This is a genomic window from Sphingobium jiangsuense, from assembly GCF_014196495.1.
In the GTDB taxonomy this organism is placed as follows: domain Bacteria; phylum Pseudomonadota; class Alphaproteobacteria; order Sphingomonadales; family Sphingomonadaceae; genus Sphingobium; species Sphingobium jiangsuense.
The window spans coordinates 128473-142298 of the sequence record NZ_JACIDT010000003.1; the positions used below are offsets into that span (position 1 = coordinate 128473).

12 protein-coding genes are annotated in these 13826 nt (G+C 67.4%); 5 read left to right on the forward strand and 7 right to left on the reverse strand.

What is annotated here, in order from left to right; genetic code table 11:
• Positions 1 to 79 precede the first annotated feature (79 nt).
• Both clpB and GGR43_RS05480 read right to left on the reverse strand, forming a co-directional pair.
• Positions 80 to 2659 (reverse strand): ATP-dependent chaperone ClpB, encoded by a 2580-nt coding sequence (clpB, locus tag GGR43_RS05475; RefSeq protein WP_188070952.1) that lies wholly within the window; start codon positions 2657 to 2659, stop codon positions 80 to 82.
• A gap of 164 nt (positions 2660 to 2823) precedes the next feature.
• Positions 2824 to 3258: a DUF983 domain-containing protein gene (locus GGR43_RS05480; protein WP_188070953.1), complete on the reverse strand. Its 435-nt coding sequence runs from the start codon at positions 3256 to 3258 to the stop codon at positions 2824 to 2826.
• A gap of 408 nt (positions 3259 to 3666) precedes the next feature.
• Here GGR43_RS05480 and pabB point away from each other — a divergent pair, with 408 nt between their 5' ends.
• From pabB to GGR43_RS05500, 4 genes are all read left to right on the forward strand, one after another.
• On the forward strand, positions 3667 to 4860 hold the full coding sequence (gene pabB / locus GGR43_RS05485; protein ID WP_188070954.1) for an aminodeoxychorismate synthase component I: 1194 nt from the start codon (positions 3667 to 3669) through the stop codon (positions 4858 to 4860).
• Positions 4847 to 5473 (forward strand): aminotransferase class IV, encoded by a 627-nt coding sequence (locus GGR43_RS05490; protein ID WP_188070955.1) that lies wholly within the window; start codon positions 4847 to 4849, stop codon positions 5471 to 5473. The genes pabB and GGR43_RS05490 overlap by 14 nt, the downstream gene beginning before the upstream one ends.
• 102 nt (positions 5474 to 5575) lie before the next feature.
• A complete protein-coding gene (locus GGR43_RS05495) occupies positions 5576 to 6778 on the forward strand; it encodes a pyridoxal phosphate-dependent aminotransferase (RefSeq protein WP_188070956.1) in 1203 nt (400 codons plus the stop codon).
• A gap of 171 nt (positions 6779 to 6949) precedes the next feature.
• Positions 6950 to 7099 carry a hypothetical protein gene (locus tag GGR43_RS05500; protein WP_188070957.1) on the forward strand — a complete coding sequence of 50 codons (150 nt, stop codon included), beginning with the start codon at positions 6950 to 6952 and terminating at the stop codon, positions 7097 to 7099.
• 268 nt (positions 7100 to 7367) lie between these two features.
• On the opposite strand, the gene GGR43_RS05505 is transcribed toward GGR43_RS05500, so the two are convergent.
• The 5 genes from GGR43_RS05505 to GGR43_RS05525 form a co-directional block, all read right to left on the reverse strand.
• Positions 7368 to 7976 (reverse strand): alpha-ketoglutarate-dependent dioxygenase AlkB family protein, encoded by a 609-nt coding sequence (locus GGR43_RS05505; protein ID WP_188070958.1) that lies wholly within the window; start codon positions 7974 to 7976, stop codon positions 7368 to 7370.
• An 8-nt stretch (positions 7977 to 7984) separates the two neighbouring features.
• Positions 7985 to 8803, reverse strand: a complete 819-nt coding sequence (locus tag GGR43_RS05510; protein ID WP_188070959.1) for a DODA-type extradiol aromatic ring-opening family dioxygenase — start codon at positions 8801 to 8803, stop codon at positions 7985 to 7987.
• Positions 8804 to 8919: 116 nt separating this feature from the next.
• Positions 8920 to 9447 carry a molybdenum cofactor biosynthesis protein B gene (gene moaB / locus GGR43_RS05515; protein ID WP_188070960.1) on the reverse strand — a complete coding sequence of 176 codons (528 nt, stop codon included), beginning with the start codon at positions 9445 to 9447 and terminating at the stop codon, positions 8920 to 8922.
• 22 nt (positions 9448 to 9469) lie between these two features.
• Positions 9470 to 11269, reverse strand: a complete 1800-nt coding sequence (locus GGR43_RS05520) for a lytic transglycosylase domain-containing protein (protein WP_246343358.1) — start codon at positions 11267 to 11269, stop codon at positions 9470 to 9472.
• On the reverse strand, positions 11266 to 12087 hold the full coding sequence (locus tag GGR43_RS05525; RefSeq protein ID WP_188070961.1) for a uracil-DNA glycosylase family protein: 822 nt from the start codon (positions 12085 to 12087) through the stop codon (positions 11266 to 11268). The genes GGR43_RS05520 and GGR43_RS05525 overlap by 4 nt, the downstream gene beginning before the upstream one ends.
• Before the next feature lie 81 nt (positions 12088 to 12168).
• On the opposite strand from GGR43_RS05525, the gene GGR43_RS05530 reads away from it, so the two are divergent.
• Positions 12169 to 13821 (forward strand): electron transfer flavoprotein-ubiquinone oxidoreductase, encoded by a 1653-nt coding sequence (locus tag GGR43_RS05530; protein ID WP_188070962.1) that lies wholly within the window; start codon positions 12169 to 12171, stop codon positions 13819 to 13821.
• The last annotated feature ends 5 nt before the right edge of the window (positions 13822 to 13826 follow it).

Genomic DNA, 13826 nt, shown 5'->3' on the forward strand with positions numbered 1-13826 from the left:
CCGCTGCCCCGTTTTCTTTGGTGGTTATGAGTTCTGGGCGAATGGAGGCGGGGACGTCTGCCCCACCGCAACAGGCCGATTATTCCACCGCCAGCGCCAGTTGCCCGTCCCCTTCGCCGACCTTCACCGTCGATCCATCGGGCACCTGTCCCGACAGGATCATCTCGGCGAGCGGGTCCTGCAGATATTTCTGCACCGCGCGCTTCAGCGGCCGGGCGCCATAGACCGGGTCGTAGCCCACCCGGCCCAGCCACGCCCGCGCGCCCTCGGTCAGGTCCAGCTTCACCTTGCGGTCCTTCAGCAGCCTGGCGACGCGGCCGACCTGAATGTCGACGATCGGCGCCATATGCTCCACGCCCAGGCGATGGAACAGGATGATCTCATCAAGCCGGTTCAGGAATTCGGGGCGGAAGTGCGAGCGCACCACGTCCATCACCTGCGGCTCGACATCCTCGACCTTCTGCCCGTCGGCCATGTTGGCGAGATACTGGCTGCCGAGGTTTGACGTCAACACGATGATCGTGTTCGAAAAATCGACCGTGCGGCCCTGCCCGTCGGTCAGGCGGCCGTCGTCCAGCACCTGCAACAGCACGTTGAACACGTCGCTGTGCGCCTTTTCCACCTCGTCGAACAGCACGACCTGATAGGGCCGCCGCCGCACCGCCTCGGTCAGGACGCCGCCTTCCTCATAGCCGACATAGCCCGGAGGCGCGCCGATCAGCCGGGCGACACTGTGCTTCTCCATGAATTCGCTCATGTCGATGCGCACCATCGCATTGTCGTCGTCGAACAGGAAGCCGGCGAGCGCCTTGGTCAGCTCCGTCTTGCCGACGCCGGTGGGGCCGAGGAACAGGAAGCTGCCCAGCGGCCGGTTCGGATCCTGCAAGCCCGCGCGGCTGCGGCGCACGGCGGTGGAGACGGCGCGCACCGCCTGCTCCTGCCCGATGACGCGCTTGCCCAGTTCCTGCTCCATGTGCAGCAGCTTCTCGCGCTCGCCTTCCATCATCTTGTCGACGGGAATGCCGGTCCAGCGCGAGACGACCGAGGCGATGTCCTCGGCGGTCACTTCCTCGCGCAGCATCGCGCTTTGCGTCGCGCCCTGCGCTTCGGCAAGCTGGCGCTCCAGGTCGGGGATGCGGCCATAGGCCAGCTCGCCCGCCTTGGCGAGGTCGCCTGCGCGCTGCGCCTGATCCAGCTCGGCGCGCGCTTGGTCCAGCGCTTCCTTCAGCTTCGCCTCGCCCGCGATCTTCTCCTTGTCCGCCTGCCATTTCTGCGTGAGTTCGGAGCTTTGCTGTTCGAGGTTCGCCAGATCCTCCTCCAGCGCGGCGAGGCGATCCTTCGACGCCTGATCGCTTTCCTTCTTCAGTGCCTCGCGCTCGATCTTGAGCTGGATGATGCGCCGGTCGAGATTTTCGATCTCCTCCGGCTTGCTCTCCACCTCCATGCGCAGGCGGCTGGCGGCCTCGTCCATCAGGTCGATCGCCTTGTCCGGCAGGAAACGGTCGGTGATATAGCGGTTGGAGAGGGTCGCCGCCGAGACGATCGCCCCGTCGGTGATCCGCACGCCATGGTGCAGCTCGTACTTCTCCTTGATGCCGCGCAGGATCGAGATGGTGTCCTCGACCGTGGGCTCGCCGACGAACACCGGCTGGAAGCGGCGTTGCAGCGCCGCGTCCTTCTCGACATATTTCTGATATTCGTCGAGCGTGGTCGCGCCGATGCAATGCAGCTCGCCGCGCGCCAGCGCCGGTTTCAGCAGGTTGCCCGCGTCCATCGCGCCTTCGGATTTGCCCGCGCCGATCAGCGTGTGCATCTCGTCGATGAAGAGGATGATGTGGCCTTCCGCGCCCTTCACCTCGTCGAGCACGCCCTTCAGGCGCTCCTCGAACTCGCCGCGATATTTGGCGCCCGCGATCAGGCTGCCCATGTCGAGCGCCATCAGCGTGCGGTCCTTCAGCGTATCGGGCACGTCGCCATGGGAAATGCGCAGCGCCAGCCCTTCGGCGATGGCGGTTTTGCCGACGCCGGGTTCGCCGATCAGCACCGGGTTGTTCTTGGTGCGGCGGGCGAGGATCTGGATGGTGCGGCGGATTTCCTCGTCGCGGCCGATCACCGGATCGAGCTTGCCCGCACGGGCGTCGGCGGTGAGGTCGCGCGCGAATTTCTTGAGCGCGTCATAGCGATCCTCCGCCGTCGCGGTGTCGGCGGTGCGCCCGCCGCGCAGGCTGTTGATCGCGCCGTTCAGCGCCTCGGCCCGCACGCCCGCATTGGCGAGCGCCTTGCCCGCCGCGGTGGTGGAGGCGAGGGTGAGGGCGAGCAGCAGCCGCTCCACGGTGACGAAGCTGTCGCCCGCCTTCTGCGCGATCTGCTCGGCGGAATCGAGCAGGCGCACCGCGTCATTGTCGAGGCCGGGCGAGCTTTGCGCGCCGGAGCCGGACACGGCGGGGATTTTGGCCAGCGCGGCGTCGGCTTCCCGCGTCGCGGCGGCGGCATCGCCCCCGGCCGCCTTGATGAGGCCGGCCGCCATGCCCTCACTGTCCTCCAGCAAGGCCTTGAGGATATGGTCGGGGCTGATCCGCTGATGGTTCATGCGGATGGCGACGGTTTGCGCCGACTGGAGAAAACCCTTGGCGCGATCGGTGAATTTTTCGAGGTTCATGCGATTGCCCTGTTCCTTTCGACATCAAAGGTAATGTGGCAATTTTACCACACAAGGGGAGCACCCGATTTTCTTCCCGATATCGCCCTGCACATGGTCCGGGCCGGACCTCTCCTTAACTCCCCAAACCCTCTCTTCGTTTCGAACCGTTCCCGCCGCGCCGTTCAGCGCCGCAGGGGGGCGGCGTCCTTTTCCTCCGGCAGCGCCGCCGCGAAGCCGTGCATCCGCCGCGCCCATTGCAGGCCGATGACCGCGCCCTTGGTCGGCTGGATCATCGCCACCGCCAGCAGCAGCGCCATCACCGGCCAGATGATGCTCTGCCATAGCAGGGGGATGTCGAACGCGTGATTGACCTCGATCATCACCGGCACGAGAATATGGCCCAGCAGCAGGATGACGATATAGGCTGGGAAATCGTCGGCCTCATGCCCGTCCAGCGCCTCGCCGCACCCGGCGCAGCTTTTCGCCGGCTTCAGGAAGCGCGCGAACAGCGGCCCCTTCTCGCAGGCGGGGCATTTGCCGCGCAGGCCGGACAGGATCGCCGGGCGCAGCGGGCGGGTGGTGTCGTCGTGGTTGTGGGATAGAGGCTGTTCCGTCATGTCCGTGCATGTAGGATGGGAGGACGTCCGGCGCAATCGGCTTGCGTCCTGTTGAGGCGCTAAGTGGCGGATCGGGGTGGAGGAAGGCGGGTTTTTGCCGTCACCCCAGCGCAGGCTGGGGGCGCAGGCGATGTCACGCGCCGCCTTCCCAGATGCCAGCCTGCGCTGGCATGACGCAGGGAGCAAATAAGTTCACGCGGAGGCGCGGAGACGGGGAGAGGGATCGAGCCGCAGGCTCCTTGTGCCCGTTTCGCCTCGGCCCTGCCGCCCGCATGAGGAACAATGCTTCGCGAGCCTTATCTCCACGCCTCCGCGTAATCATCTCTGCCTGGCTGGCCGCGTCGGCTTCGGCCCCATAGCCCCAACAAAAAAGTGGCCCTTGGCGCGGCTTGCTGCGATAGGGCGGCCATGAGTCGTCTGACAGGGTCCGTTCCGTTCGTGCTGATCGACGATGCCCGGCCGGGGGGCGGGCGTCGGGCGATGCTCTACCATGATCCGGTCGGACAGGTCGTCGCGCGGACGATGGACGAGGTGCGGCCCGCGCTCCTGCGGCTGCGCACCGCGCGGGCGGAAGGGCTGCACGTGGCCGGCTTTCTCTCCTACGAGGCCGGGCTGGCGCTGGAGGAAAGGCTGCGGCGCATCGATCCGCGCCGGCGCGCAGGCGACCCCCCGCTGCTCTGGTTCGGGCTGTTCGCACGCGGCGAGCAGGTGGACGCTGGTGAACTGCTGGAGGCGGCGGGCGGGCGCGAGACGGCTTTCGCGACGCCGGAGCCGGTCATCGCCCGGTCCGACTATGAGGCCGCCTTCGCGGCGGTGCGCGAGGCGATCGTCGCCGGGGACATTTATCAGGCCAATTTCACCTTTCCCTGCACGGTCAGGGTGGGCGGCGATCCGCTGTCCTTCTATCGCACGATCCGGCCGAGGGCGGCGGCCGGGCACGGGGCGCTGGTCTTTACCGGCGACCATTGGCTGCTCAGTTTCTCGCCCGAACTGTTCTTCGCGCTCGACGGGCGGGATCTGACGACGCGGCCGATGAAGGGCACCGCGCTGCGCGATCCGGACCCGGCGCGGGATGCCGCCCAGGCGCGGGAGCTGGCGGGCGACCCCAAGCAGCGGGCGGAGAACCTGATGATCGTCGACCTGCTGCGCAACGACCTCTCGCGCATCGCCGAGCCGGGCAGCGTGCAGGTGCCGCATCTCTTCACCGTGGAAAGCTATCCGACGGTGCACCAGATGGTGTCGACCGTCACCGGGCGGCTGGCCGGGGGGCTGGATGCGGTGGACGCGCTGGAGGCGCTGTTTCCCTGCGGCTCCATCACCGGCGCGCCGAAAATCCGGGCGATGGAGATCATCCACGCGACCGAAGGCCATCCGCGCGGGCCCTATACCGGATCGATCGGCTATATCGATGCGCGGGGGGATGCGCTGTTCAATGTTGCCATACGCACCATTTCCGTGAAAAATGGCGAGGATGACGGTGTGATCGGCCTCGGTTCCGGGCTGGTTGCGGATTCGGTGGCGGCGGACGAATGGCATGAATGTCTGGACAAGGGACGTTTCCTCTCCTCCCCGCAGGCAGGGAGGGCCGATGAGCGAAGGTGAGATGGCGGGGTTCGACCTCATCGAAACCATATCCTTCGATCCGTCCGAGGGCATGCCGCTGCTCGAATTCCATCTTGAGCGGCTGAAGGGCAGCGCGGACGCGCTGGGCTTCGCGTTCGACCGGCACGGCGCGCGCAACGAATTGCAGGCGGCGACCTTTCATGTGCGGCACCGGGCGAAGGTGCGGATGATGGTGTCGCGTTCGGGCGCGCTGGCGATCGAGCTGCGGCCGCATGAAAGCTGGCCCGATGCGGTGATGAAGGTGCGCGCGGTGCCGCGCCCCGTGCCCGCCGACGACTGGCGGCTGCGCCACAAGACCACCGACCGCCAATTCTATCGCGACGCGCTGGCGCAAGGCGGCACCTTCGAGGTGGTGATGACCGACGAGGCGGGGTTCCTGACCGAGGGCTGCTTTTCCAACATCTTCGTGGAGCGCGGCGACAAGCTGGTGACGCCGCCGCTGTCGCGCGGCCTGTTGCCGGGCGTGCTCCGCGCCAGCCTGCTCGCCTGCGGCGAGGCGGTGGAAGGGGACCTGCGCCCGTTTGATCTCGACCACGGCTTTTTCATCGGCAATGCGGCACGCGGGATGACGGCGGCACGGCTGTTGCGCTGATCGGTCGCTTCCCCGTCGCCGGGCCGGTGCGCGGTTGCTCTTGGCATTGGGCTGGGCTAAGGCGCCCATGATTCTCCACCGGACTCGTAAGGAAAGTTCCTCATGACCAAGACCTCTGCCGCATTGGGCCGCATCCAGCCGTCCGCCACCCTGGCGATGACCGGTCGGGTGATCGAGCTGAAACGTCAGGGGGTGGACGTGATCGGCCTGTCGGCGGGCGAGCCGGATTTCGACACGCCCGATTTCGTCAAGGAAGCCGCGATCGCCGCGATCCGCGCGGGGCAGACCAAATATACCGACGTCGACGGCACAGCCGAACTGAAGGAAGCGGTCGCGGGCAAGTTCAAGCGCGACAACGGCCTCGTCTATGAGCGCAGCCAGATCAGCATCAACGCGGGCGGCAAGCACACGCTGTTCAACGCGCTGGTGGCGACGGTCGAGCAGGGCGACGAGGTGATCATTCCCGCGCCCTATTGGGTCAGCTATCCCGATATCGTCAACTTCGCGGGCGGCACGCCGGTGTTCATCGAAGGCCCGGCGAGCCAGGGCTACAAGATCACCGCCGCGCAGCTGGAGGCGGCGATCACCCCGCGCACCAAATGGGTGCTGCTGAACTCGCCCTCCAACCCTTCGGGCGCGGCCTATAGCGCCGACGAGCTGAAGGAGCTGGGCGAGGTGCTGCTGCGCCATCCGCATGTGCTGGTGCTGACCGACGACATGTATGAGCATGTCTGGTACGCGCCGACGCCCTTCGCGACCATCGCGCAGGTGTGCCCGGACCTGTACGATCGCACGCTGACGGTCAACGGCTGTTCGAAGGCGTTCGCGATGACCGGCTGGCGCATCGGCTTTGCGGGCGGCCCGGTGTGGATTATCAACGCGATGCGCAAGTTGCAGTCGCAGTCGACCTCCAACCCCTGCTCGATCAGCCAGGCGGCGGCTGTGGCCGCGCTGAACGGCGACCAGAGCTTCCTCGAAGAGCGCAACGTTGCGTTCAAGAAGCGCCGCGACATGGTCGTCGCGATGCTGAACGACGCGCCGGGCCTCGATTGCCCGGTGCCGGAGGGCGCGTTCTACGTCTATCCCGACGCCAGCGGCGTGATGGGCAAGACCACCCCCAAGGGGCAGAAAATCGTGACCGACGAGGACCTCATCAACTATTTCCTCGACGATTACGGCGTCGCGGCCGTGCATGGCGGCGCCTTCGGCCTCTCGCCTGCGTTCCGCATCAGCTATGCGACGTCGGAGGAAGTGCTGCGCAAGGCGTGCACCCGCATCCAGGAAGCCTGCGCCGCCCTCAAATAAGCGGCATTTGCCGGGCGTTTCATCGCGGTTTCGGGGCAGCTTGTGCGCCGAAACCGTGCATATTCATGCTCTGGTAAGCAGCTGCGCGGGATAAGCGCGGCATCCCCTTTCCCAGTTCCGGGAGTCGGGGCAGCGAAGAGACGGACGTTGAGAATCAAGGCTATCGGAAAAATGCTGACCGCGGACTGGTTCCGCCGCTTTCTGGCGGGCTTTGCCGTCGGACTGGCGGCGACGGTGGCGCTGTCCTCCGGCGGCGTGCGGGCCGAAACCGCGCCGTCCGCGCCGCCGGTCGTGGCGGTCGGCGAGGCCGCTTCTTTTTAGAGAACCGACTTTCTCCCCCCAGCGCAGGCCGGGGTCGCAGGCCGTGTCGCACGCCATCTCCGCAGATGCCAGCCTGTGCTGGCATGGCGGGGAAGAAAAGGTTGAGAGTGGCTTCTAACCTCCTTTTGTCCTGAGCTTGTCGACCCGTAGGGCGGGCAAAGCCCAACGGGTCGACAGGCTCAGCCCGAACGGATTTCTGATGTTTTCCATCAGCCAAGCGCGGACGTCTACCTAACCTGCTCGCAAGGCTTTCAAACCCTCAGCCGCCTCAAGCCTGCCTGATCCGCCGGAAGGTCAGGTTGATGCGCGGCCCTGTCGGGCGCCCCCGTTTCGGGATCGCATGTTTCCAGTTCGCCTGCGTGTCCCCGCGCATCAGCAGCAGGCTGCCGCCCGCGAGCGGCAGGCGGAAGGTCGGTGCGCCGCGATCGTGGCGATGGCGGAAGTGCATCACGCGCTCGGCGCCGAGGCTGAGCGAAGCGATGACCGGGCGCGGGCCCAGTTCCGGCTCGTCGTCGGCATGAAAGCCCATGCCGTCCCGCCCGTCGCGATAGAGATTGAGCAGCACGCTGTTGAAGCGCGCGCCGCTCAGCGCCTCGATGCGGTCGCGCAGTGCCGCGACCAGTGGATGCCATGGTTGCGGATCCCAGAGCGTGCCCGAATAGCGATAGCGGCAGCCGGGGTCGCCCATCCAGCAGATGAGGCGCGGCTGCAAATGCGTCTTGCCGAACAGCGTGATGCTTTCCTGCCGCCAGCCTATGCCGTCGCGCAGCCGGGCGAACAGGCGTTGCTCGTCCTCCCCCGGATCGGGATCGGGCCAATAGAGCAGGTCGGCCCCAGGTAACGGGATCGCCAGCGGGACCGGTGAGGCGGCGGCCATGCCGGACTTCAGCCGAAGCGGAAGGCGGAGACCGTCCAGCCGATCACCTTGTCGCGAAACACCGGGACGCCCCGGTCGCCGCCCGCCGCCCCGGCCGCGACCATCAGCGGGATCAGATGCTCTTCACCACCCGGCGGATGGGCGATGCGCGCCATCGGCAAATCGGCCCATGAAGCGAGCGCGGCGTCGCGGCGGCCGGGGTCGGGATCGCTCACCGCCTCGGCCAGCGCCGCGTCGAAGGCTTCGGCATGGGCCAGCGCCGATCCGTCGCGCAGGCGCATATTGTGGAAGCTCATGCCCGATCCGACGATCAGCACGCCTTCCTCGCGCAACGGGGCGAGCGCCTGCCCGGCGCGGGTATGGAGCGCGGCGTCGAAATCCTCGCCGCGATCCGGCGCGAGCAGCGAAAGCTGCGCGACCGGAATGTCAGCGCCGGGCACGGCGACCTTCATCGGCACGAAAACCCCATGGTCCCAGCCGCGCGCCGCGTCCTCCCCGGTTTCGAACCCCGCCGCTTGCAGCAGCGCGGCGGCGCGATGGGCCAGCGCCAGATCATTGGGCGCGTCCCAGCGCAGTTCATAGGTGTGCGGCGGGAAGCCGTAATAGTCGAACAGCAGATCGGGCTGCGGCGCCGTCAGCACCGAAAAGCGCGGCGCGATCCAGTGGGCGGAAAGGATGAGGATCGCGCGCGGGCGTTCGGGCAGGGACGGGATAATCCCCGCCAGAAAATCGCGCATCGCCTCCCACATCGGTGGGCAACTGCCGTCCGGGTTGAGGAAGAAGCAGGGGCCGCCGCCATGCGGAATATAGAATGCCGGTTGTTTCATGCCCGCAAGATAGGGGCTGGCCCCGGCTGGGTCCAGAGAGACCGGGCGGCCGAAAGGCGCCTATCCGCGCATGACGGCCATGCATCGCCGCATGGATGACGACCGCCTGCGCCCGCTCACCCTTCCCGCAGGCGCGGCATCAGTTCGACGAAATTGCAGGGGCGATGGCGATTGTCGAGCTGGGTGGCGAGGATGCCGTCCCAGCCGTCCTTCACCGCGCCGGTGCTGCCCGGCAGCGCGAAGATATAGGTGCCGCGCGCAACGCAGGCGCAGGCGCGCGACTGGATGGTCGAGGTGCCGATCGTCGCATAGCTGAGCCAGCGGAACAGCTCGCCGAAGCCGGGAATCTCCTTGTCCTGCACCTGCGCCAGCGCCTCGGGCGTCACGTCGCGCCCGGTCACCCCGGTGCCGCCGGTGGTGATGATGCAGTCGATCGCCGGGTCGTCGATCCAGCCGTGCAGGCGGGCGACGATATGCTCGCGCTCGTCGATCTCGATCGCGCGGGCGGCGAGAATGTGGCCGGCCGCGACGATCCGCTCCGCCAGCGCGTCGCCGGACTTGTCGGTCGCGGGCGTGCGGCTGTCCGACACGGTCAGGATCGCGATCTGGACCGGGGTGAAGGGGATGCTCTCGTCTATCGGCATGAGGGGGCGGCCGCGCGGACGGTCAGCGTTCGATCCGGTAGCTCATCTGCACCGTCTTGCCGCCGCGCATGGTGGGGAAGACCGGCCAGCGGCCCTGTGCCATCGCCGTCAGCGCCTCCGCCTTGCCGGTGTCGCGCTGCTGGTAGACCCAGTAGTTGCGCATCACGATGTTCACATAGGCGCGGGTTTCGTAATAGGGCAGCGATTCGATGAACAGCAGCGGGTCGCCGCCGTCCCTCACTTCGCTGTTCCAGCGCGCGACCGGGGCGGGCCCGGCATTATAGGCGGCCATCACCTTGGGCAGCAGGCCGCCGGTCGCGCTCATGTCGCGCAATTGCTCCAGATAGCGCTGGCCATATTCCATGTTGGTCGAGGGGGTGGAGAGCTGGCTCGCGCTGACCGCGCCGCCCGCCATGTCGCGCGCGGTGCCGGGCATCACCTGCATCAGCCCGCGGGCGCCCGCCGGGCTGACCGCGTCGGTGCGGAAGTTCGATTCCTGCAACGCATGGGCGAAGACCAGCGCCGGGTCGACGCGCCAGCCGCCGTCGGGTTTCCAGTTCGGGCGCGGGAAATGGGCGTAGCGGTCCGCCTGCCTGCCCGCCGGGCCGCGCTGCGCCAGCCACAGCTGGGTCGCCGGCAGGTCGAGCGATTCGGACAGCGCAAGCAGCGCGTCATAATCCTCCGCGCCGCCCAGTTCCGCCTGACGGCGCAGCAGTTCGTCGGCCAGCCCGTCCTCGCCGATCTCGTGCAGCGCCAGCGCGGCGCGGATGGTCGGCGCGCGGCCCAGCTTCTTGACGGCGGCCTCGGCGCCGGGGGCGGGCGCGGCCGGGCGCGTGTCGGCCATGCCGAGCGTCTCGCGCGCCAGCATGCCGTAGAAAGTGTCGGTGCGGGCGGCGGCCATCTTCATCAGCGCGGCGACCTTCACGGGCTGGCCCGCGTTCATCCATGCGCGCGCCGCCCAATAGGCACCGGCGGCGCGCATATCGTCATTGGAGGCGCGGCGGGATACCTGCTCGAACGCCGGAGCGGCGGCGGCGGGGTCGTTCTGGCGCCATGCGGCCAGGCCGATCGTCCAATATGCCTGCACCGACCAGTCGTTGGTCGATCCGGTTTCCAGCACCCGCGTCGCGAGGCGGCGGGCGTTGGCGTCGTCATTCTCGATATAATAGGACCAGGCGACGCGCTGGCGCGCCTCGGCGAGGCCGTCGGGCGACAGCTGCGATTCGGCGGAGCCGATCAGCGATTCCGCGCCCGCCGGGTCGTCGCGGTTGATATAGGGCTGGATCTGCCCGACCAGCATCTGCGCGGCGGCATCCTGCTTCGTCGTGGGCAGATAGCGGCGGCGCGGCGCGGAGCCCAGATAGACGAGCTTCTGCACCTGCGGGCCTTCGGGCAGGATTTCCGCCCCGCGCTTCTTCGCCAGCTTGCCGAGCTGGTCGGCATCGGGCAGCCAGTTGGCGCGGTTGAGCAGGTCCAGCAGTTCGAACAGCTCGACCTTCGGCGAATCCTTCGCGGTATAGAGTTCGGAAAGGGCGACGGCGCGGACGGGATCGTCCCTGTCCATCTGCATCGCGCGGGCCCTTGCCTCCGTCCAGTTGGAGGCGCGCAGCGCGCCGAAAAAGGCGCGATAGGCATCCTTGCCGCGCAGCGGCTGGACGGCCTGCTGCGCGCTCGCCGTGTCGGGCGCGCGTGTGGGTTGGGCGGCGGTGGGGCTGGTGCCGTCCGTCGAAAGGTCGAGCGTGAGGGAGGGGCCTTCCGCGCGCGCGCCGCCCGCGTGCAGGGCAAGGGCACCGGCGCTGACAGCAAACAGAAAATGTCTCAAAGTTCCCGGCCCCCGAACAAGCTTCGCAATGATTTCCAGACCTCCGCCTTGGCGGACGGCTGCCCCACGATCAGGCGTGGATGAAGAATCGAAATACAGGGCACAATGCCGCCCATATGGTTAACAAAGGGTAAATTCTCGTTATTTTCCATACCGTTCGTCGGTGCAAAGGCACGGTTCGTCTGATCGCCGACCAGCATCAGCCGCTGCGGCGCGACCAGCCCGATATGATGCCGCATCCGCCGCAGCAGCGGCGCGATCACATCGGCCTCCAGCCTGCCGCCGGGCGGCGCGGTCAGGCTGAGCGTGGCGATGTGGCAATCGTCAAGGCGGAGCCCGGCCGCGCGCAGCATGGCGTCGAGCAGGCGCATATGCTGCGCCTCCACCGGCGCGTCGTCGGCTTCGGGCGCGGCGAGCACGATCATCAGGCGCGGCGCGGCGTCCGACCCGATGGGCAGGAAGCGGCGCCCCGGCCAGCGGCCTTCGGGCAGATCGGGCGCCTGCGCCAGCCAGGCGCGGAAATCGGCCATGTTGTCCGGCCACACGGCGGCAGGCATCGGCGGCGTCGCGACGCCCTCGGGACGGGCGGCGCCCTGCGGCGGAGAGGCGCGTTCCTGCGGCATTGCGCGCGCCGCGCGCGGAGGCGGCGGGCGCAGCCAGTCGACGCTGTCCTCGCTCACCGCGCCGTCGACCCCGGCGGTCGCCCACCAGGAAAGCAGCCCGTCAAGCTGCGCCCGAACGAATCCGGTATCGGTGAATTGCCCCTCGTGCATCAAATGCTTGGGCCACGTCTTGACGAAGCCGTCAAGACGGGTCATCGCGCCAATTGTCGAAACGTTGGAACTGCACGCCAACCGGAGCACTAGAAACACTATGCGCATGACCGGTGGGAGAAGAACATGACCGCACGCGAATCCATGACCTATGATGTCGTCATAGTCGGCGGGGGGCCATCCGGCCTGTCGGCGGCGATTCGCCTGAAACAGCTGGCCGAGACGGCCGGGCGCGAGCTTTCGGTGTGCATATTGGAAAAGGGGTCGGAAATCGGCGCGCACATCCTGTCCGGCGCGGTGATCGATCCGCGCGCGCTGGACGAGCTGCTGCCCGACTGGCGCGACATGGGATGCAGCCTCGCCGAGGTTCCGGTGACCGACAACCAGCACTGGATATTGAGCGAGAAGGGCAAATTCCCGATGCCCCATCTCTTCACCCCCGGCTTCATGCACAACAAGGGCACCTATACCGGCTCGCTGGGCAATCTGTGCCGCTGGCTGGCCGAGCAGGCCGAGGGGCTGGGCGTGGAAATCTTCCCCGGCTTCCCGGCGGCCGAGGTGCTGTATAACGAGGACGGCTCGGTCAAGGGCGTGGCGACCGGCGACATGGGCGTCGCCCGCGACGGCAGCCACAAGGGCGACTATCAGCCGGGCATGGAGCTGCACGCGCGCTATACCTTCTTCGCCGAGGGCGCGCGCGGCCACCTGACCAAGCAGCTCAAGGCCCGCTACGATCTGGAGGCGGATTGCGAGCCGCAGGTCTATGGCCTGGGCATGAAGGAGCTGTGGGACATCGACCCGGCCCTGCATCAGCCGGGCCTCGTCATCCACACCCAGGGCTGGCCGCTGACCGATGCCTATGGCGGCGGCTTCCTCTATCATCAGGCCAATGGGCAGGTGGCGCTGGGCTTCGTCGTGGGGCTTTCCTACAAGAACCCCTATCTTTTCCCGTTCGAGGAATTCCAGCGCTGGAAGCAGCACCCGGAAATCCGCAAATATCTCGAAGGCGGCCGCCGCGTCTCCTATGGCGCGCGGGCGATCAACGAGGGCGGCTGGCAGTCGGTGCCGAAGCTGGAATTCCCCGGCGGCGCGCTGATCGGCTGCTCGGCGGGCTTCGTCAACGTGCCGCGCATCAAGGGCACGCATACGGCGATGAAATCCGGCATGCTGGCGGCCGACGCGGCCTTCGCGGCGATCGTGGCCGACCGGGCCGGGGATGAGCTGAGCGACTATGGCGCGGCGGTGCGGTCGAGCTGGATTGCCGACGAGCTGAAGCTGGTCAAGAATGCCGAACCGGCGGTGTCCAAATATGGCGCGACGCTCGGCACGCTGCTGGCGGGCATCGACATGTGGATGCGGGTGCTGAAGATCGGCCTGCCGATCACGATGAAGCACAAGCCCGACCACACCAAGCTGTGGCGCAAGGAGCATTGCCGCAAGATCGACTATCCGAAGCCCGACGGCGTCATCAGCTTCGACCGGCTGTCCTCGGTGTTCCTGTCGAACACCAATCATGAGGAGGACCAGCCCTGCCATCTCCAGCTGAAGGACCCGGACATTCCGATCAGCTACAACCTGCCGCTCTACGACGAACCGGCGCAGCGCTATTGCCCGGCGGGCGTCTATGAGGTGGTCGGGCAGGAGGAGGGCACGCCCCGCTTCCAGATCAACGCCCAGAATTGCGTCCACTGCAAGACCTGCGATATCAAGGATCCGACCCAGAACATCAACTGGGTCACCCCTGAAGGCGGCGGAGGGCCCAATTATCCCAATATGTAAACGCC